Annotated in this window: 24 protein-coding genes; 7 read left to right on the top strand and 17 right to left on the bottom strand. The window is 66.5% G+C overall.

From position 1 onward, the window contains the following. Positions 1 to 39: 39 nt before the first annotated feature. Positions 40 to 273 (bottom strand): hypothetical protein, encoded by a 234-nt coding sequence (locus ACIBL4_RS09110; protein WP_399407898.1) that lies wholly within the window; start codon positions 271 to 273, stop codon positions 40 to 42. Positions 274 to 416: 143 nt separating this feature from the next. Further along, complete coding sequence (locus ACIBL4_RS09105) at positions 417 to 620, bottom strand: cold-shock protein (RefSeq protein WP_003992177.1); 204 nt, start codon at positions 618 to 620, stop codon at positions 417 to 419. Between the two features lie 319 nt (positions 621 to 939). Between ACIBL4_RS09105 and ACIBL4_RS09100 the strand changes: the two genes are divergently transcribed. Together ACIBL4_RS09100 and ACIBL4_RS09095 are read left to right on the top strand one after the other, a co-directional pair. Further along, positions 940 to 1,788 (top strand): menaquinone biosynthetic enzyme MqnA/MqnD family protein, encoded by an 849-nt coding sequence (locus tag ACIBL4_RS09100; protein ID WP_399407896.1) that lies wholly within the window; start codon positions 940 to 942, stop codon positions 1,786 to 1,788. Positions 1,789 to 1,880: 92 nt separating this feature from the next. Continuing rightward, complete coding sequence (locus ACIBL4_RS09095; RefSeq protein ID WP_399407894.1) at positions 1,881 to 3,824, top strand: protein kinase; 1,944 nt, start codon at positions 1,881 to 1,883, stop codon at positions 3,822 to 3,824. A 147-nt stretch (positions 3,825 to 3,971) separates the two neighbouring features. On the opposite strand, the gene ACIBL4_RS09090 is transcribed toward ACIBL4_RS09095, so the two are convergent. After that, positions 3,972 to 8,615 carry an FtsK/SpoIIIE domain-containing protein gene (locus ACIBL4_RS09090; RefSeq protein WP_399407892.1) on the bottom strand — a complete coding sequence of 1,548 codons (4,644 nt, stop codon included), beginning with the start codon at positions 8,613 to 8,615 and terminating at the stop codon, positions 3,972 to 3,974. Positions 8,616 to 8,972: 357 nt separating this feature from the next. Between ACIBL4_RS09090 and ACIBL4_RS09085 the strand changes: the two genes are divergently transcribed. After that, positions 8,973 to 9,272 carry a WXG100 family type VII secretion target gene (locus ACIBL4_RS09085; protein WP_082319687.1) on the top strand — a complete coding sequence of 100 codons (300 nt, stop codon included), beginning with the start codon at positions 8,973 to 8,975 and terminating at the stop codon, positions 9,270 to 9,272. 247 nt (positions 9,273 to 9,519) lie between these two features. After that, a complete protein-coding gene (locus ACIBL4_RS09080; protein ID WP_399407889.1) occupies positions 9,520 to 9,783 on the top strand; it encodes a hypothetical protein in 264 nt (87 codons plus the stop codon). 1,085 nt (positions 9,784 to 10,868) lie between these two features. On the opposite strand, the gene ACIBL4_RS09075 is transcribed toward ACIBL4_RS09080, so the two are convergent. The 6 genes from ACIBL4_RS09075 to ACIBL4_RS09050 are packed head-to-tail and all read right to left on the bottom strand — an operon-like array spanning position 10,869 to position 15,812. Continuing rightward, positions 10,869 to 11,549 (bottom strand): hypothetical protein, encoded by a 681-nt coding sequence (locus ACIBL4_RS09075; RefSeq protein WP_399407887.1) that lies wholly within the window; start codon positions 11,547 to 11,549, stop codon positions 10,869 to 10,871. A gap of 2 nt (positions 11,550 to 11,551) precedes the next feature. Next, the gene (locus ACIBL4_RS09070; RefSeq protein ID WP_399407885.1) at positions 11,552 to 12,430 is read right to left on the bottom strand and encodes a hypothetical protein; all 879 of its coding nucleotides are present in this window, start codon (positions 12,428 to 12,430) and stop codon (positions 11,552 to 11,554) included. Positions 12,431 to 12,446: 16 nt separating this feature from the next. Next, positions 12,447 to 13,709: a putative T7SS-secreted protein gene (locus ACIBL4_RS09065; RefSeq protein ID WP_399407883.1), complete on the bottom strand. Its 1,263-nt coding sequence runs from the start codon at positions 13,707 to 13,709 to the stop codon at positions 12,447 to 12,449. After that, a complete protein-coding gene (locus ACIBL4_RS09060) occupies positions 13,706 to 14,011 on the bottom strand; it encodes a hypothetical protein (protein ID WP_399407881.1) in 306 nt (101 codons plus the stop codon). The genes ACIBL4_RS09065 and ACIBL4_RS09060 overlap by 4 nt, the downstream gene beginning before the upstream one ends. Before the next feature lie 47 nt (positions 14,012 to 14,058). Then, positions 14,059 to 15,150 carry a hypothetical protein gene (locus ACIBL4_RS09055; RefSeq protein WP_399407879.1) on the bottom strand — a complete coding sequence of 364 codons (1,092 nt, stop codon included), beginning with the start codon at positions 15,148 to 15,150 and terminating at the stop codon, positions 14,059 to 14,061. After that, positions 15,141 to 15,812, bottom strand: coding sequence for a hypothetical protein (locus ACIBL4_RS09050; protein ID WP_399407877.1), 672 nt, complete (start codon positions 15,810 to 15,812; stop codon positions 15,141 to 15,143). Before ACIBL4_RS09050 ends, ACIBL4_RS09055 begins: the two co-directional genes overlap by 10 nt. A gap of 602 nt (positions 15,813 to 16,414) precedes the next feature. Here ACIBL4_RS09050 and ACIBL4_RS09045 point away from each other — a divergent pair. Together ACIBL4_RS09045 and ACIBL4_RS09040 are read left to right on the top strand one after the other, a co-directional pair. Next, on the top strand, positions 16,415 to 16,954 hold the full coding sequence (locus ACIBL4_RS09045) for a Uma2 family endonuclease (RefSeq protein ID WP_399407875.1): 540 nt from the start codon (positions 16,415 to 16,417) through the stop codon (positions 16,952 to 16,954). A 299-nt stretch (positions 16,955 to 17,253) separates the two neighbouring features. After that, positions 17,254 to 17,445 (top strand): hypothetical protein, encoded by a 192-nt coding sequence (locus ACIBL4_RS09040; RefSeq protein ID WP_399407873.1) that lies wholly within the window; start codon positions 17,254 to 17,256, stop codon positions 17,443 to 17,445. A 333-nt stretch (positions 17,446 to 17,778) separates the two neighbouring features. Here the strand turns inward: ACIBL4_RS09040 and ACIBL4_RS09035 are convergent, their stop codons facing one another. Continuing rightward, positions 17,779 to 18,432, bottom strand: a complete 654-nt coding sequence (locus tag ACIBL4_RS09035) for a hypothetical protein (protein WP_399407871.1) — start codon at positions 18,430 to 18,432, stop codon at positions 17,779 to 17,781. A gap of 255 nt (positions 18,433 to 18,687) precedes the next feature. On the opposite strand from ACIBL4_RS09035, the gene ACIBL4_RS09030 reads away from it, so the two are divergent. Beyond that, positions 18,688 to 19,143, top strand: coding sequence for a hypothetical protein (locus ACIBL4_RS09030; RefSeq protein ID WP_399408140.1), 456 nt, complete (start codon positions 18,688 to 18,690; stop codon positions 19,141 to 19,143). Between the two features lie 271 nt (positions 19,144 to 19,414). On the opposite strand, the gene ACIBL4_RS09025 is transcribed toward ACIBL4_RS09030, so the two are convergent. The 7 genes from ACIBL4_RS09025 to ACIBL4_RS08995 form a co-directional block, all read right to left on the bottom strand. Continuing rightward, positions 19,415 to 20,068: a hypothetical protein gene (locus ACIBL4_RS09025; RefSeq protein ID WP_399407869.1), complete on the bottom strand. Its 654-nt coding sequence runs from the start codon at positions 20,066 to 20,068 to the stop codon at positions 19,415 to 19,417. Next, positions 20,065 to 20,745, bottom strand: coding sequence for a hypothetical protein (locus tag ACIBL4_RS09020; protein ID WP_399407867.1), 681 nt, complete (start codon positions 20,743 to 20,745; stop codon positions 20,065 to 20,067). The genes ACIBL4_RS09025 and ACIBL4_RS09020 overlap by 4 nt, the downstream gene beginning before the upstream one ends. Beyond that, complete coding sequence (locus ACIBL4_RS09015) at positions 20,742 to 21,011, bottom strand: hypothetical protein (protein ID WP_399407865.1); 270 nt, start codon at positions 21,009 to 21,011, stop codon at positions 20,742 to 20,744. The genes ACIBL4_RS09020 and ACIBL4_RS09015 overlap by 4 nt, the downstream gene beginning before the upstream one ends. Positions 21,012 to 21,208: 197 nt before the next feature. After that, positions 21,209 to 22,501 carry a putative T7SS-secreted protein gene (locus ACIBL4_RS09010; RefSeq protein ID WP_399407863.1) on the bottom strand — a complete coding sequence of 431 codons (1,293 nt, stop codon included), beginning with the start codon at positions 22,499 to 22,501 and terminating at the stop codon, positions 21,209 to 21,211. A gap of 3 nt (positions 22,502 to 22,504) precedes the next feature. Then, positions 22,505 to 22,819: a hypothetical protein gene (locus tag ACIBL4_RS09005; protein ID WP_399407861.1), complete on the bottom strand. Its 315-nt coding sequence runs from the start codon at positions 22,817 to 22,819 to the stop codon at positions 22,505 to 22,507. A gap of 245 nt (positions 22,820 to 23,064) precedes the next feature. Continuing rightward, positions 23,065 to 24,156, bottom strand: coding sequence for a hypothetical protein (locus ACIBL4_RS09000; protein WP_399407859.1), 1,092 nt, complete (start codon positions 24,154 to 24,156; stop codon positions 23,065 to 23,067). After that, complete coding sequence (locus tag ACIBL4_RS08995; protein WP_399407857.1) at positions 24,147 to 24,815, bottom strand: hypothetical protein; 669 nt, start codon at positions 24,813 to 24,815, stop codon at positions 24,147 to 24,149. The genes ACIBL4_RS09000 and ACIBL4_RS08995 overlap by 10 nt, the downstream gene beginning before the upstream one ends. Positions 24,816 to 24,973 lie beyond the last annotated feature (158 nt).

Genomic DNA, 24,973 nt, shown 5'->3' with positions numbered 1-24,973 from the left:
GGCCGTCTTACCGGTCTACGGGAGTACGGGTGTACGGGTCTACCGCTCCTCGTCCGTCTGCCGTGCTCCGAGGCCCGCACCCGCGCCGATCGCCGTGCCCAGGCCGAGGCCCAGGGCCAGGCCAAGGCCGATGTTGTCGAAGACGGTCAGGCCGAGGACGAGTCCTGTCGCCGTCCCGAGGGACAAGCCGAGGCACAGGCCCAAAGCCAGGCGCTTGTCTGAGGGGGTGCCGCTGTCTTCCCCGTTGTGCTCCGGGTCCGGGTCTCTCTGCATCCGGGCATCCTCTCAGGGGCCACGGGGATCAGGGGCCACGGGGCCAGGGGCCAGAATTCGCCGGAAATTCATCGGAGGGCAAGGGGGCGCAAAAGGCAGGAGCCCCGCCGCCTTACGGCGCGGGGCTCCTTGGGTACTACTGATCAGACCGGCGTGACGTTCTCAGCCTGCGGGCCCTTCGGACCCTGCGTGACGTCGAAAGACACCTGCTGGTTCTCCTCGAGAGAGCGGAAGCCGCTCGCGTTGATCGCGGAGTAGTGGACGAAGACGTCGGGGCCGCCGCCCTCCTGGGCGATGAAACCAAAGCCCTTTTCGGCGTTGAACCACTTCACGGTTCCGGTAGCCATAAGCCCTCCTTGGGCTCAAAAGGGTTGCCCTGCTCCAGAACCAGCAAGTGTGAAGATGAATTCTGCACAACTGCATACGTCTGAGAATGACGAGAGCCCGCGGTCACATGCTCCGCAGGCTCTGTACTGCAAGGGAAACCAAACTGCAACTTGCGACGAGCCTAGCACGCAGGCCCCGGAATGCAATAGGGGTCAAGATCACGTCACCCGAATGTTTGAACACCGTCCGCCGACTGGCGGTGAGGGCGCCGGCGACAGGTCCCGGACCCACGGCGGGGCCGGGCGCGGGCCCGTACGCCATGAGGGCTAGCCTCACGATGTGGACAATCCTCGCACCCGGCCGCGCGTCGGCCACATCCAGTTCCTGAACTGCCTGCCCCTGTACTGGGGGCTCGCCAGAACGGGCACGCTCCTCGACTTCGAGCTCACCAAGGACACCCCTGAGAAGCTCAGCGAGAAGCTGGTGCAGGGTGATCTCGACATCGGTCCGATCACCCTGGTCGAGTTCCTCAAGAACGCCGACGACCTCGTCGCCTTCCCCGACATCGCCGTCGGCTGCGACGGCCCCGTCATGTCCTGCGTGATCGTCTCGCAGGTCCCCCTGGACCGGCTCGACGGCGCCCGCGTCGCCCTCGGCTCGACCTCCCGCACCTCCGTCCGCCTCGCCCAGCTGCTCCTCGCCGAGCGCTACGGCGTCCAGCCGGACTACTACACCTGCCCGCCCGACCTCAGCCTGATGATGCAGGAGGCCGAGGCCGCCGTCCTCATCGGCGACGCGGCCCTGCGGGCCAACATGGTCGACGGCCCGCGCTTCGGCCTGGACGTGCACGACCTGGGCGCGCTGTGGAAGGAGTGGACGGGCCTGCCGTTCGTCTTCGCGGTCTGGGCGGCACGCCGCGACTACGCGGAGCGCGAGCCGGCCATCACCCGCAAGGTGCACGAGGCCTTCCTCGACTCCCGCAACCTCTCCCTGGAGGAGGTCGGCAAGGTCGCCGAGCAGGCCGCCCGCTGGGAGGCCTTCGACGAGGAGACCCTCGCCCGCTACTTCACGACCCTCGACTTCCGCTTCGGCGGCCCGCAGCTGGAGGCGGTCGCCGAGTTCGCCCGCCGGGTCGGCCCCACGACCGGCTTCCCCGCGGACGTGAAGGTGGACCTGCTCCAGCCGTAGCGGGCCCGCGCTCCCGCACTACTCTGCTGGGGAGTGCGCGCGTACGGGGTCCGGCGGGGGCCTGCGGGCGCCTACGGGGGAGGGGTGACGCCATGCGGCCGCTCGAAGTCGACGAACCCACCGTCGTGGGGCCCTACCGGCTGCTCGGCCGGCTGGGCTCCGGCGGCATGGGCCGGGTCTACCTGGGCCGCAGCGCCGGCGGCCGTACGGTCGCGGTGAAGATCGTCCATCCGCACTTCGCGCTGGACGAGGAGTTCCGGGCCCGCTTCCACCGCGAGGTCGAGGCCGCGCGCCGGGTCGGCGGCGCCTGGACGGCACCCGTCCTGGACGCCGACCCGGACGCGCGAGTGCCGTGGGTGGCGACGGCCTACGCGGCGGGTCCCTCGCTGTCGGCCGCGGTCACCGAGGGCGGTGCGCTGCCCGCCCACACCGTACGGGTGCTGGGAGCGGGGCTGGCCGAGGCGCTGGCCGCGGTGCACGACCTGGGCCTGGTGCACCGGGACGTGAAGCCGTCGAACGTCCTGCTCACACTCGACGGCCCGCTGCTGATCGACTTCGGCATCGCGCGGGCCACGGACGGTACGGCGTCCCTGACCTCCACGGGCGTGTCGATCGGCTCGCCCGGCTACATGTCGCCCGAGCAGATCCTCGGCAAGGGCGTCACGGGCGCGGCGGACGTCTTCTCGCTCGGCGCGGTCCTGGCGTACGCGGCGACCGGCGAACCGCCCTTCCCCGGGGACTCCTCGGCGGCCCTGCTCTACAAGGTCGTCCACGAGGAGCCGGAACTCGGCGGCCTGGACGGGCAGTTGCGCGAACTCACGGCGGCCTGCCTGACGAAGGACCCGGACGCACGGCCCGCCCCCGCGGAGGTGGCCCGGCGGCTGGCGCCCGAGGGCGCGGCCCGGCTGGTGGCGGGCGGGTGGCTGCCGGGGGCATTGGTGGAGCAGGTGAGCCGCAGCGCCGTACGGCTGCTGAACCTGGAGGCGACGGATTCGCAGGCCGTGGGGCTGTCGGGGCCGGTCGGTTTCAGCAGCCCGTCGGTGGGCGCGGCGGAGACGGGGACGCCGGTGGACTCCGTGACGCAGGCGGACGCCGTGACGCCGGCGGATGGCGTGGCGTCGGCGGATGGCGTGGCGTCGGGTGGGGCTGTGCTGCCGGTGGACACCGTGACCCCGGGTGGGACGGTGGCGCCGGTGGACACCGTGACGTCGGCGAATAGCGTGCCGCCGACTGGTGCGGTGCCGTCGGGTGAGACGGCGACGCCAGCGGAGGCGGGTCCGGTCGGTGTGTTCGGGCCGCCGCCGGTGATGCCCGCGCCGGCCGTACCCACCGCCGTACCCGCCCCCGCACCAGGCCCCGTACCGGCCGCCGCACCAGCCCCCGTACCCGCACCCCGAGACGGCGGTCCCCAGGACGACACCGCCGCCCCGTCGCCCGCCGGCCGGCGCCCCGGCAGGGTGACCGTCTCCGTGGCGGCGACGTCCACGCCGGAGGACGGAGGGCGGGTGCGGAGGCTGAGCTGCACCGTGGCGCTGGCGGTCGCGGGGGCGATGGCGGCCGTGACGATCTGCTCGGTGTTCGTCTTCGACCTCCTGCCGGACCGGACGTCCGACGACGACACGAGCGACTCCGGCGCGGGCCCCGGCTCCCCACCCGCGGCGACAGCGAGTTCCGCCCCTTCCGGTGCGGTTCCCGCCGCCTACGTCGGCACCTGGGAGGGCCAGGGCACCGCCCTCGACGGCAGGCTGCCCCTCGGCACGTTCCGGATCACCGTCGAACGGGCCGCAGTGGGCCAGGAGTTGGGCCGCCTGCGCCAGACCGACCAGATCGGCGGCGTCTGTGTCGACGTACTGACCCTGAAGCAGGTGACGAAGAAGGAGCTCGTCGCGACGTCGGTCGGCGCGAAGACCAACCACGGCGGCTGCAACCCGGCTCCCACGACCGTGCGCCTCACGCCGGTGGGTGACGACCTCCAGTACCGGTCGGAGAGTGAGGAGTCGGGGCGGCCTCAGGCTCGGATGTCGAGGGTGCGGTAGCGGAGGGGTCAGCGGCGCCACCCAGGGGAGGAAGACCAGCGGGGCCGGCCCGGCCGACCGTGCGGCCGGCCGGGCCGGTGCTCGTACCACACCGCGGCCCCCGCCGCCTTCCTCCGCTTCGGCTTCGCCGAACCCACGCTCAACGCCTCACCCCGGGACGACGACCGTGCGCAGCTCCCCGTCACCGAGGTGGAGCATGCCCTTGCCGGGGGCGACCTGGCCGCCGACCATGCTGCGGTTGAGGCGGACGCCGATGAGGTCGCCGCTGGAGGATTCCTGCGGGGAGAGCAGGATGCCGCGGCGGGCCTTCTTCGCGTCGACCTGCCAGCCGGAGAAGCCGCTGCACACGTCCTCCTCGTCACCGGCGATGACGAGGGCGAGGCCGCGCTCGGCGCCGCGCGAGACGAGCTTCTTCAACTGGCTCTCGGCGTCGCAGTCCTCCAGGATCTCGCCGTCGTCGATCAGCACGGCGATCGGCTCCTCCAGGGACGCCTGGTCGACGAGCTCCTCGAACTCGTCCTCGTCGATGTCGTCGCCGGTGAAGACCTTCAGGACGCCTTCCGTGCCGTCGAGTTGGCGCAACGGCGACTGGCGCGGGGCCGCGACGACCAGGCGCGTGCCCTGGGCCAGGAAGGAGTGCGCGAAGTTCAGCAGGACCGTCGAGCGGCCCGACTTGGCCGGGCCCGCGACGACGAACGCCGGTACGCCCTGGGCCAGATCGGGGCCGAAGCCGATGATCTCGTCGCCGCCGATACCGACCAGACCCCACAGGCGCGAGCGGGACGCGTCCGGGTCGCGCATCTCCCAGGCCTCCGGGAAGGAGATACGGCTGGGCAGGCTGTCGACGCGGAACGGGCGGCGCGGACGGGGCACTTCGGCGTCGCGGGCCGTGGCCGCCTCACCGATCGCCGCCAGCGCCGCGGCCTGCCCCTGGCCGCTGGTGTCCTCGGCGAGCAGCGCGAACTGCGTCTCCGTACCGGACTCGTTGCGGAACGCACGCCCCGGCGGGATCTCCTCCGGCACCTTGCGCACCGGGATGCCGAGCGCCGAGAAGTCGCTGCGGTCGGCCAGCCGCAGACCGTACTTGTCCTCGGTGAGGGTCGCGATACGGCCGACCAGCAGGGTCCGGTCGCCGGTGAGGACCAGGTGGATGCCGACGCTCGCGCCCTCGCGCATCATCGTCTGCAACTCGTCGGTCAGCGAACCGTGGTCGATCTCGCCGAGCGTGGGCACCCAGCCCTCCCAGCGGTCCAGCAGCACCACGATGTGCGGCAGCCGCTCGTCCTCGGAGACCGAGGCCCGCTGCTCGCCGATGTCCGCGAAGCCCTTGTCCGACAGCAGGTCCTGGCGGCGGCCCATCTCGCCCTTGAGCCGGTTGACGAGCCGCACGACCCGCTCGGTCTGGTTACGGCCGACGACCGCGCCGCAGTGCGGCAGCCGGGTCAGCGCGTTGAGCGCGCCGTTGCCGCAGTCGATGCCGTAGAGATGCACGTCGGCGACGGAGTGGGTGCGGGCGATGGAGCCTGCGAGGGTGCGCAGCACCTGGGAGCGGCCACTGCGTGGGGCACCGCCGATCATCAGGTGGCCGAAGGACGAGAAGTCCACGACGACCGGGCGGCGGGACTGGCTGGAGGGCAGGTCCTCGATGCCGTACGGGGCCGGCGGCAGCGTGCCGGCGCCCCCGGCGAACGCGGGCACCTCGATCTCGTCCAGCAGCAGCGTCTCGTCGAGGGCGGGCAGCCACGGGCTGTGCTGGGGCGGGATGCCGAGCGACCGGTTGGCGTCCCGGATGGTGTCGACGAGGACCTTCAGGTCGGTGATCTCCTCGTCCTCACGGGCCTCGGCCTTCGGCTTGGCCAGAGCCGCCCGGCCCAGATCCTCCCAGGTCAGCGGCCCCACCCAGGGCATCAGCACGGCAGGGTCGGCCGCACCGGGCCGACGGCCACCGACGCGTCCGGACTGGAAGGGCACCAGCGACGCGTGCCCGAGCCGGGCGTAGGCGCGGCCCGGGGTGTTCTTGGAGATGTGCCCGGCCTCGGGCGAGTCGATGACGTCGGTCGACTCACCGCCGTCCGTCACCCGCAGCGCGATACGGAGGTTGGTGTTGGCACGGATCTCGGGAGAGACGACACCCGACGGCCGCTGCGTCGCCAGCAGCAGGTGAATACCGAGGGACCGGCCTCGCTGGGCGATGTTGACCAGCCCCGTGACGAAGTCGGGCAGGTCACGCACCATCGAGGCGAACTCGTCGATGACGATGAGCAGCCGAGGCACCGGCTGGTGCGAGGGGTCCCGGCGCACCAGGTCCTGGTAGTCCTCGATGTCCTTGGCGTCGGCGGCGGCCAGGATGTGCTCGCGCCGGTGCAGTTCCGCACCGAGCGACTCCAGGGCCCGCTCCACCAGATGGGCGTCGAGGTCGGTCACCATGCCGACCGTGTGCGGCAGATGCACACAGTCCTTGAAGGCTGCGCCACCCTTGTAGTCGACCAGCACGAACGTCATGTTCTCGGGCGTGTTCGCCACGGCCAGCGCCGCCACGATGGTCTGCAGCAGCTCCGACTTACCCGAACCGGTCGTACCGGCGATCAGACCGTGCGGACCGTCCTTGCGGATGTCGATGCCGAACGGCCCGTCGTACGACTCACCGATGACGGCCAGCGTCGACTGCCCGCCCATCCGCCACCGGGCCACGATCGCGTCACTCGTCGGCGGCTCCAGCTGCAGCACGTCCAGCAGCCGGCTGGAGCCCGGCAGGGCCGAGTCCTCGGTCTCACCGCTGATGTCCCGCAGCGGCGACAGCGCCCGGGCGAGCCGCAGACACCAGGCCGGGGTGACGAAGTCGGGCCGTACGTCCTTCAGACGCTCCGCACCGGCCTCCTCCACACGCAGCCGCAACTTCTCGGTACGGCCGGCCTGTTCGGGCTGCTGGTCGGTGGTGTGCCAGGCCTGGAAGGAGGGGAAGGCACCGGCGACCTGCTGGGCCTGCTGCTGGACCTGCTGGGCCTGCTCGTACTCCTCGGCCTTCGGCTCGGCGACGACGTACGCCTGGCACTCGCCGGGCAGGAACCGCTCCTCGGCGTCGAGGCAGATGGCGAACATGGAGACGGAAGGGCCCTCGCGCAGCAGCCGCACCACACCGGGGAGCGACCGCAGCCGCCGCGACCCGTCCCACACGACGACGATGTCGGGGTCGCTGAAGCTCGAACCACCCTGCGACTTGTTCTGCTCGGCGGCCTTCTTGCGCGCGTCGAGGATCTGTGTCAGTTCGCCGATGCGGGCACCGACGGTCTCGGCGTCGGTCCCGATGAGCACGTTGACGTCCTGCCCGCCGGACGGCCGGGCGTGCGGCAGCCAGCGCACCCAGTCCCAGGACTCCTGCGCGGCGTTCTCGCTCAGCACGTAGAACTGCACGTCCATCGGGCTGTGCAGCGCCGCGGCCTGCGCGACGGCCCACCGCCCGAGAGCGCGGGCGGAATCCCCGGGCCCGGCCATGCCGATGACACCGAGGGAGCGCAGGTGCAGCGCGACCGGGGCGTCCTCGATCTTCCAGGTGACCTGGCGACGGTGGTCGTCCTGCTCGGGGTCGTCGAGCACGACCTCGGAGGGCAACTGCCCCGTCCCGACCCGGAGCAGGAGATGATCGCGGTCGGTGCGCCGGCGCTCCCAGAGGCGGGTACGCGGCCCGGTGCCGAGGGCGAGCACGGTCGCCGGGTCGGGAATGGCGTGCCGCCGATCGTTCCGCTCGGCGACGAGGGCGTCCTGTGCGTCCTTCTCGATCCGCTCCTTCTGCTCCTCGTACTCCTGGACCTGCTTGGCGTGCGACTTACGCCCGTGCTTCTTGTCGTTGTAGTAGTTCGCGAAGAGCAGGAACGGGCTCAGCGCGGCCATGATCAGGTAGTACCAGCGCTGGAAGATCATCACGGACACGACGGCACCGACGAGCGGCGTCAGCGCCATCAGCCAGGGCAGCGGCCGGGCCTCGTACTCACGGGGCGCCGAGGGCAGCCGGAAGTTGGTCTGCCGCTCGGGCGGACGCAGCCGCGGGGGGCGGTTGTAGTCGAGGCCTATGCCGTCGTCGGACCACTTGAGGGCGGCGTTGGGGGGTGTGTAGCGGGTGAGTTCGAGGAGGGTGTTGCCGATCCCGATCTGAGCCCCGAGGGGCCAGTCGGTGGGCCCGCCCTTCTTCTTCTCCTCCTTCTTCTTCTCCTGCCCCTTCTTCTTGCCGCTCTTCTTCTTTTCGCTCTGGTCGTCGTCTTCGTCTTCGGCGAGGGACTTGCCGTCGACGGTGACGAGGTCCTCATCCATGTGCACGGCGACCTGGCAGGTCCCGTCGGTGGCGACGGAGAGGGTCAGGGCCCGGGCGTCGACCTCGGGATCGTCGATACGGATGTACGAGGCGGCCCCGCTTCCGATGTCGTAGCGCCCGACGCCGAGCCGGTGCACGAACCCGGCCGCGGGCCCGCCCACGACCCGGAGCTCGACAAGTCCGGTGGGCTCACCGGGCAGACACCCGGAAGGATCCTGGAGGCTGACGACGGCACCGTCGCGCAGGGGCGATCCGACGACGGTGGCGTTCGGATCGACGGCGTACCCGTCCACGTACACGAGGGGCGCGTTGTTGGCCGGCACCTGGCGGTGCTGTCCCAGCGGGATGACCTGCGCACCGCTGTGCCCCACCTGCTTGGCGAGCTCCTGCGCGATGTCCCCCACGGTGGACTCAGGATCGGCATCGAGCACCACGTCGGCGGTACCACCGCCGTACGGGTCGACGACGGTCAGAGTCAGGCGCACGACTAGTCCTCCCCGTGCCACTGGGCCGGTGTGGCCGCGGTGGTTGTGTGGCGGCTGCCCCGTCCGCGTCAGTCACCCGGGTCACAGCCGTAAGGGACGATATCCGTTCGGTGCGGCGGCGAGGCAATGGGGAGGTGCCGTGACGTTCCCGATGGCAACGTCGTACACGACTTCATGACGGCTCGTTCACAGGCCAGGGATGTGGCACCACAGACCACACCCGTAAGCTGCTGACGCAAGAGCGGACGATCACACCGGTTGCCACGTGCGATCGGCAACTCGGCCGGGAGGCCGATGAGTCCGCAAACAGGGAGCCACGGGGGTTGGCCCTGCGGCGTTGTGAGAGGAAGCGGCTTCATGGCCAAGGACCTTGACATCACATATCAGGACATGCGGGAAGCTGCCAAGCATGTCGTGAAGGAGAAGGAAAAGCTCCAGGAGAAGCTCGAGGGCCTCCGCAAGTACATCAACAACCTCGTGCAGTCCGGCTACGTCACGAAGTCGTCGTCGAAGGCGTTCGACGAGAACTTCGACGAGTTCGTGCAGGGCACGAAGACCACGCTGGACGGCCTTGACGGCATGGGTGACTACCTGACCATGGCTGCGGACAAGTTCGAGCAGATTGATGAGGAGCTGGCCAAGCAGGCTCGGAAGTAGGCGGCTTCCGGCTGTCGCGAGCCGGTGCGGCGAGGTGCGGGGCACCTTGCCGCACCGGCCGACTGATGAGGGCGCCTCCCCGGTACGGCCACCTGTGGCGCGAGTCGTGACTGCTTCCCGGGTTCGGCCGTCGGTTGGCCCGTAGCGCCAACGATTAGTTAAGTTCGGGCACTTCACATTGCTGAGCGCGGAGGGCCGCGCAATCGGGGGATCAACGTGAACATGAACGCGCTTGCGATGGTGGCTCGTGGCTGACCGCATGCGGATCGACGACCTTGAGGTCATCCGGAAGATGGGCAAGGGCCTCGGACGGATTCACAAGGCATTCGAAGGCCTGCCGGACATTGTGGAGTCGTACGGAGAAGACTTCGGGCACGATGGCCTGTCCGACAAATTCGAGGACTTCGAGTCGAACTGGAACCTTAATCGGGACAAACTTCAGGAAGAATTCAAGTTTCTGTCGGAGTATGCGCTGGCTGCGGCGAAGACATACAGCAAATCCGATCGCTGAGGGCGCACCTGATGCCTGAGCACTGGAAGGACGAGTCCGCCACCACACCTCCGAAGGACTACCACCTGATCGTCCCTGACGGTTGGTTCAAGCTGTCGCTCGATCCGGAGGACCGCGACCGCAGCATCATCGCCCTGGCGGACCAGCAGTTTCAGGGGATCGACAACGCTCCTCTGCTCAAGGAGCAGATGATGCGCGAGTTGCAGAAGACGGCGAACGACGCTTACCAAGCCGGCGGCATCGAGTTGTACCTTTCGACCCTGCGAGTGGGGCCGCTACCGCTTTCTGCAAGGGGCGACAGATGGAGAACCCGGGTGACTCCACGTCCGTCAAGGGCCGGTTCGGGGTTCGAGACGGCTTGGGTATCGGTGGCGTTATTCTCTGCCTGGTCGTCGGGATGGGCGCCACCCTGCTGTTCTTGGGCCTATGGAAACGGATCGCCCGCGAAACGGTCCCGGTGCTGGTCGACTTGCCCGGTGGACCTTGGACGGCCGGTGGCATCCTCGGGACGATCACTGTGCTCGGGGCAGTTGGCGGGATGCGCCGCGCGTCCGGAATCTCCGGCGGGGGCCTGCTGGTGCGAGGTATGCGATCGGCGAGTGTGACGGTCTGTTGCACAGCCACGTTCGGTCCGCTCTTCCTCATGCTGAGTGGACTGCCCGGGAGGAACTGTCATTCTGCTGGATGTGCCTACATCCCCGGTACCGGCAGCGCACTACTCGCCTACGTCATCAGCGTCGGCGCCGTGGGCTGGCCTCTCAGGCGTTGGAGCCGGGTGCGGGCAGAGGAGCGAGCGGCGCAGGAGCGGCAACGGATACGGCGCCTTCGCAAGAAAGGGAAGGGGAAGAGCCGGGCAGCCCAGGGACGTTAGGGCGGTGGGAGGCATGTCCTGGGGGCGCACTCCGCAGGTCACCCACCATCCGTAGTTGAGCGAGTCCTTGACGCTCTTGTCGCCGAAGTGGCGAAGGCATCGCAGCCCCCGGCCTAAGCGATCGGAGTGGAACTCCGCTATCTCTTTTCGTTGTCTGTCCAGTGCAGAGGCAGGGGAAACCACTCGGTCGGGTCGGCCTCGGACTCGAAGTAGATCACGTGCGGCTCACCGGGACGGCGTCACCAAAGGGGTCCCCGAAGGACACTGTTTCCAACACTGCGGCGGTCATGTCGCAGATTTCCCCCCAGTACTCCATGGCGGCGGTGTCCACCGTGAAGATCGCAACGAAGGGCTTGGAGGGGAAGGGAATGAACACTTGGATCTGACCGGTTAGGAGCTTCGCCTCCTCACCTGTCGCGGTGAGCTCCGCACCGACGGTGACCTCGCGGACGGTGATGTTCGATACAGCCGGCCCACAAGGCAGCGTGATGCGGCGGCTGTCATTCCCCGGGTCGCGGCGAAGGGACTGCTCGAGTGCGCCAGCAGCCTCTTCGGAGGTTGCGTACGGGGACTCGATCGCGCCCACGGTGAAGGAGAAGTGCACGACACCGCCGTTGTCGTCGCTGAACACACCCATCGCCGAATACGCCAGCCCGGCGTCCGCGAAGACTTCGGTGAGTCCGGCGTAAAAGGGCGCTGCCGAGTCCCACAGATGGGCGTCACCTTCGGGGAAGAGCTCACGGGTGAACTGGTCCGCGGCGGACAGCCGGGCACCTGGCTCAGCGTCGACAGGCAAGGCGTGGAAACCCTCCGGTGCCACGAACCAGAGGGGAGGGATGGCCGGGTCCTCGATGATGGTCGGGATGCCGGACGTTTCCATGCGGTTGGTGCTCATCTTCACGCCTTGCTCGGTTCGATGTCTCCGGGGGCTGGTGTCGCGTCCTGGCCGGCGTCATCCATCACGAAACCTCGCGACTCGGAGACGGCGCCCCGTCCGTGGCCGGGAGTTGTCGTCTCGACCCGTACCAGTCCGCTTGGCAATTTCGTGATGACGGGGCGCGTGGCCCCTGCCGGCAAGGAGGCTGCAAAGCTGGCGAATCGCTCACGCTGCCCGGCCGACAGTTCGGACTCGGACAGACGGCGGTGACTTCCTGTGAGGAGGCCGACCAGTTCAGTGGTGCTGTGTGAAGCATTCGTCGTCAGCCTGGCCCATGAACCATCCTGGAAAGTGATTCGGAAGTCCCTACGGCCGATGCTGAAACGCTTGACCGTAGCATCAGCGATGTTTTCCCGAGGTGTCTCCCACAGGTCCTCACCCGACCCGACTACGAGCAGGCGCCGAGTGGTCAACACAATCTCGGTGACGTATCCGTGCGGACGTCGCGAAGGATCGAGCTGCCAAGGCAGAGTGCGTGCGATGTCACCGGCGTCGGCCCACATCACGGGGAAATCCTCCACCTCGTTTTCTCGCTCCTCCAGCTTTCCACGCCCCGGCTCTGGGTTGATCGTGCTTCCGCCCAGCAGGTCGGAGAGAATGCCCCCCGCCACGGCGAACACTCCGGAGGCGGCAGTTCGCACTCGTACACCGATTCTGCCGGGCAGACGGCGAACAGCGAAGGAGTCCCCCTCCGGCCAGCCAGGCAGCTCGGCCTCGATGTCGTTGCGTTGACGGTCACGGAAAGAACGCCGACCGTCCACGGAGGCTGCGGTTCCGGTCGCGAACGAAGCCGGGAAACGAGCCAGTGTCTCCTCACCGGACTGCGGTTGCCAGTTCACAGGGTTTCCGTCCTCGTCAGGAGGCGACCGATTCCTGGAAGCGGTCGCCGGGATTGATCAGTTCGCCGATGTGCGTGGGAATCGACACCAGCTTAGGAGCGATCTTGAGACCGGCGTCGATACCACGTCCCAGGTTGCTCATGGGGTCGATGGACCAGCGGCCGCGGCTGGCCAAGCTGAGACCGCGGGTTCCGAGCCACTGGCCATTGTGGACAGTCTGCTCGGCGACCAGCGTCATCCGCCCCATGAGGCCTTCTGCCTTGATCAGACCGCCGTGCTTGAGACCCCACAAACCGATGGTCTTGCCCTTGACGGTGAAGCTCGCGGCTCCCGCGACGTTGTCGCCTATGCCGACGATATTTCGTCCGATCGTCGTGACACCCCGGAATCCGCTGCCGAGCTGCGTCGCCCGTGCCGCTGCTACCGCGCCGTCCGCGACCTTCACTCCCTTGGCAAAGGCGGTGATACCCGGAATGGCTCCGAGCGCCTCGAGTCCCATGCTGAACCAACTGACGTCGGCGCCGCCTGCCTTGGCCAGGAGGTGGCTGATGAGGGCGATACCGCTGGTCACTGCGGCAGCGGTCGCGAAGATGGCTCCCAAGGGCGGGAACGGCATCGTGATGATGGCCAGCATGCCGAGGATGCCGCTCAGGTCTCCGACCAGGTCGCCGATCGTCTTCAGAAGGTCGGCGTTGTCATGGAGCCAGCCCTTGGTGTCGTCCCAGAAGCTGTCCTCGATGGCGTCGTCGAGTTCATCGCGGATCTTGTCCGCATAGTGTGAGGCGCGCTCGTCCCGCTCGGACGTGATGCGGTTGAGCTGTAGCCGATACTCAATGAGCGGGTCGTGTTCCGTGCCGCTCGGGGACGGGCTCGGCTCGCCCGGACCCGGTTTGTTCGTGGTGGCCTTCTTCTTGTCGGCGTCCGCCTCTTCCTGGGCCTTCTTCGCGTTGGCGAGAACCTTGTCGGCCTGAATCTGGAAGTCCTCCAGCTCGCCGGCCCAGCTGGTCAGATAGCCGTGTACGTTCTCGTAGCGTCCCGCTACCTCTCGAAGCTTCTTCTCCAACCCTTCGGACTCGTCCCGCAGGGAGTTCGCGTACTTGCCCTTGAGTTCGTTGTCGTCGCCTATGCCGCGAAGCAGGCGAGCCTGCTCACGCAGAGAGCTCGCAACGCCCTTCATGCGCTTGACTTCGGAACGTATCTCTTCCGGATCTCCTGGGACGGGATCGGACTCCGCGAGGGGATGCCAGTCGCGGGGCCGGGCCTTGGGAGCCGTCGTCACTTCTTCTTTTCCTTCTTGCGCAGTTCCTTGGCAAGCTCGGCGTCCAAGCCTGTGAACCCGTCGATGGTGGCCTTGATCAACTTTCCTACGGTGTCGATGTGGGTGAGCAGGCTTTCGCGGTAGTCATCCCAGTTGTCCACGAACTCATCCATGGCGCCCGTGATGTCACCACTGCCCCAGTGCTCGCGTATGTCATCGCGATGATTGCCCAGGTTTTTGAACTCCTTCTTGATTTTTCGGAGCCGGGACTCCGACTCCACAAGAAGGTCGACGTTCACCTTGAGATCTGAGTCGTTCGCCACGCTTACTTCTCCGGCCGGGCTCGTGATTCTGTGCGGACAGACGGTTGTCAGCGGTTGACGGACTGGATCTCCTGGACCGTGATGGCCTGGTTGCTGCCGAAGGTGCCGTTCGGGAGGTCGCCGCCCGCGCCGCCGGTGCCGGTCCAGGCGATCTCCCAGGTGATGGTGGCCTGGAGTTTGAACGTACCGTCGCCGGAAGAGCGGAGGTACTTGATCCCGCACGGCGGTGTCTCGTCGGCCTTGCCCTTGGCGTAGGGCTCGCCGATGGAGCCGTCGGCGTTGATGGTGCACTCGCCGGAGGCCGGGTAGGTCTCGGCGTCCTCGGTGCCCGGCTCCAGTTTGAGGGAGACCGGCTTGGCGGTGGTGGTGGCCTGGATGTTGAAGCCGGGGACGTTGAGGGCCGCCGTAGCCTGGACTTCGTCGAAGACGGCCTTGTCGAGCCAGGCCCAGGTCGGCAGGTTCACCTTGGTGTTGGCCTCGGGAGCGAGGATGACCTTGGTGTCTGGGAGCTCCATGTGTTGGTAGGCGAGAGCGGCGAGTATTTCCGGGCTGATGGCCTCTTCGTACCGGGGCGGCGGGGCCTCGCCGTTTTCGACCCAGAAGGGGAGGTCCGTGCACGACGTCCGCTTGAGATAGTCCGGCTCGTTGGGGTTCTCGACGCCGGCCCAGAACATGCCCTTGCCATCGTTCTCGATGTTGTAGTCCTTGTAGCCGGGAGAGCCGTCCCAGCCGAACTCGTCCTCGTAGTGGCGCTTGGTCTGGCCAATCGCCGAACCCGCCGTCCCGCCCATGCCGGGGGTGTTCAGCTGACGCTCGATGTCCTCGGACATCTTCTTCTTGAAGTCCTTGGCGCCGAGGTAGGGGGCGTACCAGCAGGGTGGCGGTGTCCAGTTGATGTCCGAGGACGTCACGTTTCCGGTGCTGCCGTCCTTGGTGACGGCTCCGGAGTACTGGATGCGGGCGGCGGCGTAGATGCCTGTCTTGTCGCCGCCACCTTGCTGCTCCTTGCCGCCGCCTTTGCCGAAGTCCACCGGCTCCGCCGCGGCGTTGGGCGCCGTGAGGATGAGGGCGGTGACCGCAAAGGTCAGGGCAGCAGTGCCGGCGCCGAGGACGGTACGTCCCGACCTGTTCAGCGGCATTTCTCCGCCCCCGTCTCGACGAACACCTTGGATGCCTGCCACAGGTCATCACCCGTGGGGAACTTGACCATGACGATCTTGTAGTAGCCGAAGTCCTTGAGGCTTGGTTCGGTCTTCAGGATCTTCCCCGTCTTGACCTCTTTGCCATAGAACTTCCCGGTGTCCGCGCAGAACGCGACCTCTACGGATTTGCCGTTCGGGGCGGACCGCGTGGTGGCGTCGTAATGACGGCGAGTGCCGGTGGCGGTCCATCCGCCCTTGATCCATTCGTTGATCTGTACCTGCGCGTAGTGGAGCCCCTCGCCGGTGGCGTAGACGGTCACGGCCGCGTCCTTGGTCGTGCGCTTGTCGACGCCCCGATAGATGGCACGGAGGTAGTTCGCCGCGTCGTCCATCGCAGCAGCTTCGTTCTTGTCCTTCGGCTTGTCCCAGTCGAAGACCAGGTTCATGTCCTTCGGCAGGGACACGTCCACGCCGTCCGGCTTGTCCTCAGCCTGTGCCGCCGACGGTTCGGCAGACTCCTTGGGCGTCTCCGCTCCCTGGTCGGCGCCGGCGATCTTGTCGTTGTCGCTGGACTTGTCGTCCCCGCTACCGCAGGCCGTCAACAGCAGTGCTGCCGTCGCCACCAGTGCGGCAGCAACGGGCAATGGGCGGCGCTTCACAGTGACTCCCCGTGAGACAGAAGTGCAGTCAAGTGCACTCACGGTATCGGTGAGGTTCCCGCTTTCACCAGAGCGAACTTGCGCGAAAACAGGGGCGATTCGGAGCGTATGGGGCTCTCGGGCGGCGGTTGTGTCCTGATCGTGAGCGAACGGGGGCGGCCCCGGACGCCAGTCCCGCGGCTTCCGGGGCCATGGTGCCGAGCTGTCTCGATTCGCTAGTGCGGTGTCCTGCATCTCGGGCAAGCGCACGGAGGATACGCCGACCACTTCGCCACTTGTCGTTCCGCTTGTCGCGGGGATAGCGCTGCGCCGGCCTGGTTGAAACTGGGCGGGTGACCGCGTTGCCCTGGGAGTAGTGTGCGAGTGGGCCGACGCCGTGGTCCGGCGTGAGCACCCGTCCTCTGTCCATGGCCCCCCTTCGGCAGTTCGATCTGCCTCAGCTGTACCCAGCGCCCCAGTAGCTGTTCAAGCACCCCTCCACCACGAACAGGACCGGCAGGCCGATCAGGGCCACCGCCCACCCGGGCACCGTGGTCGAGTCGCCGCGCGAAGACCTCGTAGCCAGTCATAATGCCGGTAGGAGGTGATTTGCCGTGTCCGTCATGAGTGACCTGATCGAGCGGGGCGGTATCCCCGAGGGCTACAAGGTCGAGGTCTTCGACGGAAGGGTGATCATGACCCCGCAGAGTCCGGAGCAGGACTGGACCGTCTCAGATGTGAAGGACGCGGTCAAAGCCTCCGGGATTGCGCGTGAGCGGGTCTTCGGTGATGTTCTCATCACCTTCCCCGGAGAGAACGACGCGGCGCCCGACCTGACGATCGTCGGCTTCGATGCGGAGCGCCGGAGGAACAGTTACTCCTGCCTCGACGTGCTGGCGGTGGTCGAGGTGCCGTCCGAGCCCGATGACGAGAAGGACTACGTGCGGAACGTTCGGAAGTACGGGCGCTACGGGATCGAGTTCTACATGATCGCTGACCCTTTCAGGAAGATGGTCACACTGATGACCGAGCCGCGCGATTCCGGCTACGGGCGGAGCCTCGAAATTCCGTACGGCCAGGTGGTGGCCTTCACTCTCGCCACGGGCGAGCGAGTCAGGATCGACACGAGCACCTTTCCCGGGCGTGAAGCGCAGGAAGGATGACCCTTCCCAGAGCAGCCCGGTACGCTGACGGCCGGAAGCTGAGCGTCGCCGCGTTCCTGTGAGAGTTTGCTGTTACGGCCATGCAACCGGCAGCTCATAACTACACTCTCGCCCCATGCGCACCCCCACAACATTTCAGCTCCCGAAGCCGAGACGAGGCGGCGTCTCCCGACGAGGCCGTGCAGGAGTGACCGGGGGCGATGACGCCCCTGACTTCCGCCATTTCCCCACACCCCCGCCACTCGGCGTAGACCGCTAGACCATCGCCCGGGCCAGTTGTCACCTTGGTGGGCGGCTCGGTGATCGCCGCCGTGCCTGAGGTGAAGCGGGCAGCGGAAGAAACTCGACGAGAGCTTCGGTTCGACTTTCTGGATGACCAGGCGGTACTCGAGTTGCTACGCCGGCGGCATCTCGACGAAGAGGACATGTTCAAGGCGGGCTTCGTGCACGGAGTGCCTCTGGCGCTTGTGGGCCTCGGGGCGGTGCTCTAGTGGGCCGGGCCGGCGGCAGCGCGTGGCTGCAAGAACTGTCGTTCGGCTACCTGTGCCTACATCCCCGGCACAGGTACCGCTCTCCTGGCCTATGTCGTCAGCGTCGGCTTGGTGGGCTGGTTGGTTGCAGGATGCCAGTGCCGCCACCTGACTCGCCGGCCGTCGAACCGCTGAAGGTGATCTTGGAGACGAGGCTGGTTCCGTCTGTACCGCCGCTAGGGGTGGCCTTCTGGCCGTTGGACTTACCCGGCGTGCCCCATGCGAACGCAGTGGCCGGTGTGAAAGCGAGAACGCCGGCAATCGTCGTGGCAACGATCCATCGACGCTGACCTCTTATCGCAGGCACGTCTTGTTTCCCCGTTCCGACTCAAGCTTCGTCGTCTGCCACACGCCGCTGCTGTTCTTCTCCAGACGTGTGCTGTACAGCACGAAGGAGTCGTCGGATGCGGGTGTCTTGTCGATCTTGTTGGTCTTGCGATTCTTGTTGAACGCCTTACTTTCATCTGCGCAATATGAGACGCCTGCGGACTTCTTGTCGAACACGCTGATATCGGGTGCGTAGTAACGGACCGCCCCGTGGTAGGTGATCCCGGAATCCACGATTCCCTTGACCCAGTCCCGGCTACCTGCGAGGGCACTGTCCGCCTGATAGAAGCTCAGGACAGGGGCCTCCGGATCACCCTGCGTGACCGCATAGGTCACCGCTGATTGCGCTAGTCCTGCGTCCGCCAGGATTTCGTCCTTGGCGGCGTCTCCGGTGGTCCAGCCCTCGAACGTCTCCTTGACGTCCTTGGGGAGATTCATTCTCGGAGGCTTCGCGTCGCCATCGGATGCGCTAGGCGGAGTTGGCGATGTGGACTCTGCAGAGTCGGCGCCGGCGATCTTGTCATTGTCGCTGGACTTGTCGTCCCCGCTACCGCAGGCCGTCAACAGCAGTGCTGCCGTCGCCACCAGTGCGGCAGCAACGGGCAATGGGCGGCGCTTCACAGTGACTCCCCGTGAGACAGAAGTGCAGTCAAGAGCACCGACGGTATCGGTGAGGTTCCCGCTTTCACCAGAGCGAACTTCCGGCGATGCGTCACCGACGGTGGGGGTGCCCAGGGACTACCAGCTGCTGGTTCCGCGGGAGTGGTTCCGCATCGATCTGATGCAGGATCGCTGGCGCGCTCAGCTGAAGACCTTCGTGGATCGGCAGGCAGAGGGCCGATGTGTGCCCGCGGAGCTCCAACAACGGGCGTGATCATGCTGGTCATGGGCCTGGGGAAGCGATTCGCCCGTGAGGCCGTTCGGGTGTTGGTGGACCTGCCCGGGGGCGCCTGGACGGTCGGTGGCGGCCTTGGTGTGGTCACCGTGCTCGGGGTGGCCGACTGGCTGCAGTGTGCCTCCGGGCTCTCGGACCGGACCCGCCTGGCGCGAGGCCTGCACGCCGTCGGCACGGCGGTCTGCTGCGCGGCGGCGTTCGGGCCGTTCTTCCTGCTGCTGAGCGGACTGCCCGGCAGGAACTGCCGGTCGGAGAGCTGTGCTTACATCCCCGGGACCGGCAGCGCGTTCCTGGCCTATGTCCTCAGTGCCGGGCTGGTGGGCTGGCTCCTGCACCGCTGGACCAATGCGCGGGTGAAGGTACAGGCGGCGCGGGAGCGGGAACGGGTGCGGAGGCTTCGTAAAAAAGGCAAGGGGAAGAGTCGGGCGGCGCGTTAGCGGTAACACGACCTCGAAGCCCGACTCCGGCATGCACGACTTCTCCGCCGGTGAAGGCGGAGGCGAGGGAACTCGCAGCGGAAGCGAGTTGAGTCTGCTCGCTGTGGCGCTTGCGTACGACCACGGGCAGCCCCAACACGACGACCAGCAGCGCCAGTAGGCCAGCTACAGCGAGACCGGAAGCGTCTTCGGCGGATTACCGACGCGCTCACCGTCGCAGGACACTGAGTGCAAGCCATTCTCGCCCTTCACCACGCCTCACCGACCAGGATCATGAGGAATTCCAGGTATCTACTTCCTCATCCGGGCTGATCCGGATGGTGCGGGCGAATTCGTCAACATCGTCGAGAGCCCGGAGGATCCGGCCGGCATCGGGATCAGCCAGGATGATCAGGACGTCCGCGGCTTCCCTGTCCTTCTCGTAGCGCCAGGCGTAACGGAGGCCGACATGCACCTCATTGCTGCCCTCGTCCTGGTAGTAGCGCAGCACCCGCAAGCCGACTCCAAGGAACGGGGAGTCGAAGTCCTCAACGATGGGGGGCTCGACGGCGTAGCTCGCATCGGCATGGGTCAGCTCACGCAGCGCCGTTTCCCGGTCTTCGCCCTCCTCGATCTCCACCAGGTCGACATACGCGGGAAGCGGGATCTCCCGCGGGTGCGGGAGATGGAGGAAGACCTCGAAGTCCGGGAAGGCTGCGGGGGCTCTGATGGCATACATCAACAGGATGTTGGTCAGTAGGTCGACTTCGCCCGGTTCTGGCTTCTCCGACGCGAAATCCTCCCAGAGATGCTCGGCGAAGTAGCGTGCCCACGCCTCAGGCGTTTGTGCCTCCTCGACGCCCTCAAGACCCGGTTCCGGCCACATGAGAGGGATGCGGATCCAAGGGGACAGATCCATAGCATGCTTGACGTTGAGCCAGCTCACTCATAACTCCATCTGAACGTGCCGACCACCGCGTCGAACAACTCGACAAGCACGCCGGTGAATTCACTTTCGAGATCGCCGTCGCCCGGTGTGGAGAAGTTGATGCTGATCCAGCGACCGGGATCGTCCGCCACGGGGAGCACATACTCGACCCGCCGCGTCGGCAGGGCGACCTGCTGTACGGCTTCGGGGGCGGAACTCAGCTTTTCCTTGTCAGGGGTTGAGTGGTAGGCGCGGCGGAGCGCGGGTGCCCCTGCCACGTCAACCTTTGTCGCCGTTCCGCCACGGACGTCCTCGTTGGCCAGTTGAGCGATCACTGCCTGCGGAGGAACCGCATGGCCTTGGCCGATCGGCATCTCGGCAACGATGAAAGAGGCCATGAGGAAGATTCCCCCACGCGGGAGCACCGGAAGGTAGAGGTCAAGGCCGCCGTTTCTCCTGGCCGCACGGGCCTGCTTCTCCATCTGGCGACGCATGTCCAGTCGGAAGCGCATTGCATCGTCCCGGGGGATGCCCTCCGGGACTTGCCCCATGTGTGAGAAGAGGACGTTCTCGAGTGCTTCCTTCGTGCCCTCGCGTAGGGGGATGCGGACCCAGCCGGGTGGCAGCACGAGCTCGTAGCCGCGGGGAGCGGTCACCTCGACAGGTGGCTGTTGCTCCAGATCGGACGTGCTCACGCGGAGGCCTGCTTCTTGAGCTGTCGGTCGGCCACCAGGATTGTCAGGGAGGAGAGCACCGAAATCACGGCCAGCCAGCTGTAGCCGATGGCCGCGAAAACGTTCGGGATCAGGAACAGACAGGAAACCATCTTGATCACCTGGGAGAAGTTGGCACCCCTCCGCGGGTCACGGATCAGCTCTCGGTTCTTGATGAACAGGAGCAGCATCAGAACAGGTGCAATCATCATCGGCCAAGCTGCGTAACCCTTGGTGAGCCAGTCCATCCCCCCATACCTGCTTCCGAGGTCTTGGAAGGCGAAACAGAGGATCGGCGCCAAAGTGAAAAAGGCAAGGAATTTTATGGCCCGTGACTCTTCTGGGCTCTTCGCTGGGACTGTTGCCACTATCTCCCACTCCAGAAAGGTTAGATTCTAATTTTACAGTTCCTGATCACTGTCGGTTGAGCCTTTCGCAGGGCTTTTCACCAGCGGCTCCCGACTTCACGCGTGAGAACATCCTTGATGTCTCCATACGCCTCCCCGCCGAGTTTTTCCCCGGCTTTGTCTCCCAGGTCCACGGCGGTGGCTGCCAGGTAGTTTGCGCGGAAATTCCTTGCAGCCTTATCCATTGCGTCAGCCGCCTTCACCACATCGGGATTCCCACCGAACTCGGCGCGCATGCTCTTGGCGAACTTGCTCGCACTGGCGACCTCCGCTTCACCGCTCAGCAGGCGTTCCAGTCGGGTCGTCCCGGGCCGTGTTTCCTTCGCCCCGATCTGGCGCAGCGCATCCTTCGCGCGCACTGCTTTCGCGCCGCGAGCCGAGTCGGTGCCGTATCGCATGATGTTCTTGTCGAGCAGCTTGCGCAGATTCGAGTACCGCTGGAACCGTCCCGCCCGGCTAGCGGTCTTGAGCGTTGTCGCTGCGGCCTTCACGCCCTTCATCGCGACGCTGCCGAATCCCAGCGTCGCCAGAGCGAAGACGTCCATGGCGACATCTGCCCAGTTCCCGTCACCGGAGAGGGCCAGCAGCGTGTGCCCGACGCCGACGAGCGCCGTGAGACTGAGGGTGGTCACCGTGATGAGGGTCGCCAGCCATCCGACTGGCGTGAAGAGGAGGGCGATAACGCCGATGATGGTCGCTGCCCAACTCAGGATTTCAACGACGGTTTTAATCGTCTCCGCATGCTCGTGCACCCAGTCCTTGAAGTTCTCCCACTTGCTGTCCTTGATGATGTCCGAGATATCCTTGTCGATGTTCTCGGCGTAATGCTGGGCACGGGAGTTGCGGTCGGAGATGACCTGGTTGAGTTGCTTGTGGTACGGCGCCAAGTGGCTGTTGGGGTCGGACTCCTCCGACGCCTTCCTCTCGCCGTCCTTCTTCACCTCGGCTTCCTTCTTCTTCACCTCGGCGGCGTGTTCCTCGTCAGCCTGCTTCGCTGCTCGGAGGACGCCGTCGGCCCGTTCCTGGAAGCCTTCCAGCTCGTTGGCCCAACTGCCGAGGTCGCCGACCACACGTTCGTAGCGGCCCGCCGTCTCGCGGAAGCGCTTTTCGAGCTCGCCGGACTTCTCGCGGATCTTGTCGGCGTACTTGCCCTGCAGCGCGTCGCCGTCGGCGGCCTTGCGCAGGATCGCAGCCTGGTCGCGGAGGGTCGAGGCGAGGTCCTTCATCCTACGGACCTCGTCGCGGATGTCTTCCGGATCGCCGGGAATCGGGTCCTTCTCCGCCAGCGGATGCCAGTCGACCGGTCGGCGCCTGCCCTTACCTGCGGCCATCGGTCACTTTCCCCCTTTCTGTCCGCGCTTCTTCTCGCTCGCGTTCTTGAGATCGAGGTCCAGCTTCTCGAAGCTCGTGAGCGCGGTCTCTACGTGCTGGCTCAAGTCCTTGACATTTTCAAGGAGTTCACGCCGATAGTTGTCCCAGTTGCTGACGAACTGGTCCATCTTGCCGGCGATGCTGTCATGGCCCCAGATGTCATGGATGTCGTCGCGGTGTTTGTCGATGCCATTGAGGGCTTTGTTGATGTCCCTCAGATTTGTCTTCGAAGACTCCAGAAGTTTGTAGTCGACTACCAGGCGTTCGTGCTCCCCCATGGGCCCCTCTGTTTGTACTTACTCTGACTCAGCGGAAGTCCTGCAGGCGGCAGGCGCGGGCGCTGACGTAGCAGCGGGCACCTCGCAGGATCTCCTGTCAGGCTGGCGTTGAACAAGTCGGCGGCGCGTTGTCAGGCTGGTGCCGACCGCTCCCATGGATTGAGTGAGGTCCAACAAAGAGCGGTTGAATTGCGGCGTTCGGATTTGGACGAGCCTTCCAGCCTTTCTGTTCGCTCTCAGTCCCGTCACCTGTTGACGGACTGGATCTCCTGGACGGTGACCGCCTGCTCGCTCCCGAACGTGCCGTTCGGGAGGTCGCCGCCCGTGCCGCCGGTGCCTGTCCAGGCGATGTCCCAGGTGATGGTGGCTTGGAGCTTGTACGTGCCGTTGCCGGAGGAGCGCAGGTACTTGAGCCCACAGGGCGGGGTCTCGTCGGCCTTGCCCTTGGTGTACGGCTCGCCGATGGAGCCGTCGGCGTTGATGACGCACTCGCCGGAGGCCGGGTAGGTCTCCGCGTCCTTGGTGCCCGGCTCCAGTTTGAGGGCCACCGGCTTGGCGGTGGTGGTGGCCTGGATGTTGAAGCCGGGCACGTTGATGGCGGCGGTGGCCTGGACCTCGTCGAAGACGGCCTTGTCGAGCCAGGCCCAGGTCGGCAGGTTCACCTTGGTCTCCGCCTCGGGCGCGAGAGTGACCTTCGTGTCGGGCAGCTGCATGTGCTGGTAGGCGAGCGCGGCGAGCATCTCCGGCTTGATGGCCTCTTCGTAACGGGCCGGCGGGGCCTCCCCGTTTTCCACCCAGAAGGGCAGGTCGGTGCACGAGGTCCGCTTGAGGTAATCCGGCTCGTTGGGGTTCTCGACGCCGGCCCAGAACATGCCCTTGCCGTCGTTCTCGACGTTGTAGTCCTTGTAGCCGGGGCTTCCATCCCAGCCAAACTCGTCCTCGTAGTGCCGCTTGGCCTGGCCCAGGGCCGAACCCGCGGTGCCGCCCATGCCGGGTGTGTTCAGCTGGCGCTCAAGGTCCTCGGACATCTTCTTCTTGAAGTCCTTGGCGCCGAGGTAGGGGGCGTACCAGCAGGGCGGGGGCGTCCAGTTGACGTCCGCCGGCGCCACGTTCCCGGTGCTGCCGTCCTTGGTGACGGATCCGGAGTACTGGATGCGGGCGGCGGCGTAGATGCCTGTCCTGTCTCCGCCGCCTTGCTGTTCCGTGCCGGCGCCCTGGTCGTTCGGCATCGGCTCCTCCGCGTGGGCCGGGCCCGTGAGGCTGAGAGTGCCGAGGGTCAGTGTCAGGGCGAACGCGCTTGCGCGGAGTGCGGTACGCGGTGCCTGGTTCACTGGCACTTCGCCACCTTGGTCTCCACGAACACCTTGGACGCCTGCCACAGGTTGTCACCCGTGGGGAACTTGACCATCACGACCTTGAAGTAGTCGAAGTCCGAGATGCTGGGCTTGCTCTTCAAGACCTTTCCGGTCTTGACCTCTTTGCCGTAGAACTTGCTGGAGTCCACGCAGAAGGCGACTTCGACCGATTTGCCGTTCGGGGCAGAGCGCGTGGTGGCCTGGTAGTGGCGCCGCGTGCCGATGGCCGTCCAGCCGCCGTCGATCCGACCATCGATCTGGGTCTTTGCGTAGTGCAGACCGTCGCCCGTCGAGTAAGCGGTCACGGCAGCGTCATTGGACGTGCGCTTGTGTACGCCCCGGTAGATGGCACGGACGAAGTTGGCGGCGTCATCCATCGCAGCCGCCTGGTTCTTGTCCTTCGGCTTGTCCCAGTCGAAGACCAGGTTCATGTCCTTGGGCAGGGACACGTCCACGCCGTCCGGTTTGCCGTCGGCCGGTGCCCCCGGCGATGCCGACTCCTTCGGCGTCTCCGATCCCTGGTCGGCGCCGGCGATCTTGTCGTTGTCGCTGGGCTTGTCGTCCCCGCTACCGCAGGCCGTCAACAGCAGGGCCGCAGTTGCCGCCAGCGCGGCAGCAACGGGCAAAGGGCGGCGCTTCACAGTGGATTCTCCCCGTGAGACAGATGTGAGGTCAGGAGACAGACGCTATCGGTGAGGTTCTCGCTTTCGCCAGGGCGACTTGACTGAGCGCCGGGTCATTCAGGACGTATGGGGGTGTAGTGGCGTGGGTCGTGTCCTGATCATGTCTCATCGGCGAA

The organism is Streptomyces sp. NPDC050416, from assembly GCF_044458845.1.
Lineage (GTDB): Bacteria > Actinomycetota > Actinomycetes > Streptomycetales > Streptomycetaceae > Streptomyces.
Note: the sequence above shows the minus strand (reverse complement) of the source record. Positions and strands in the feature narration are given on the sequence as shown.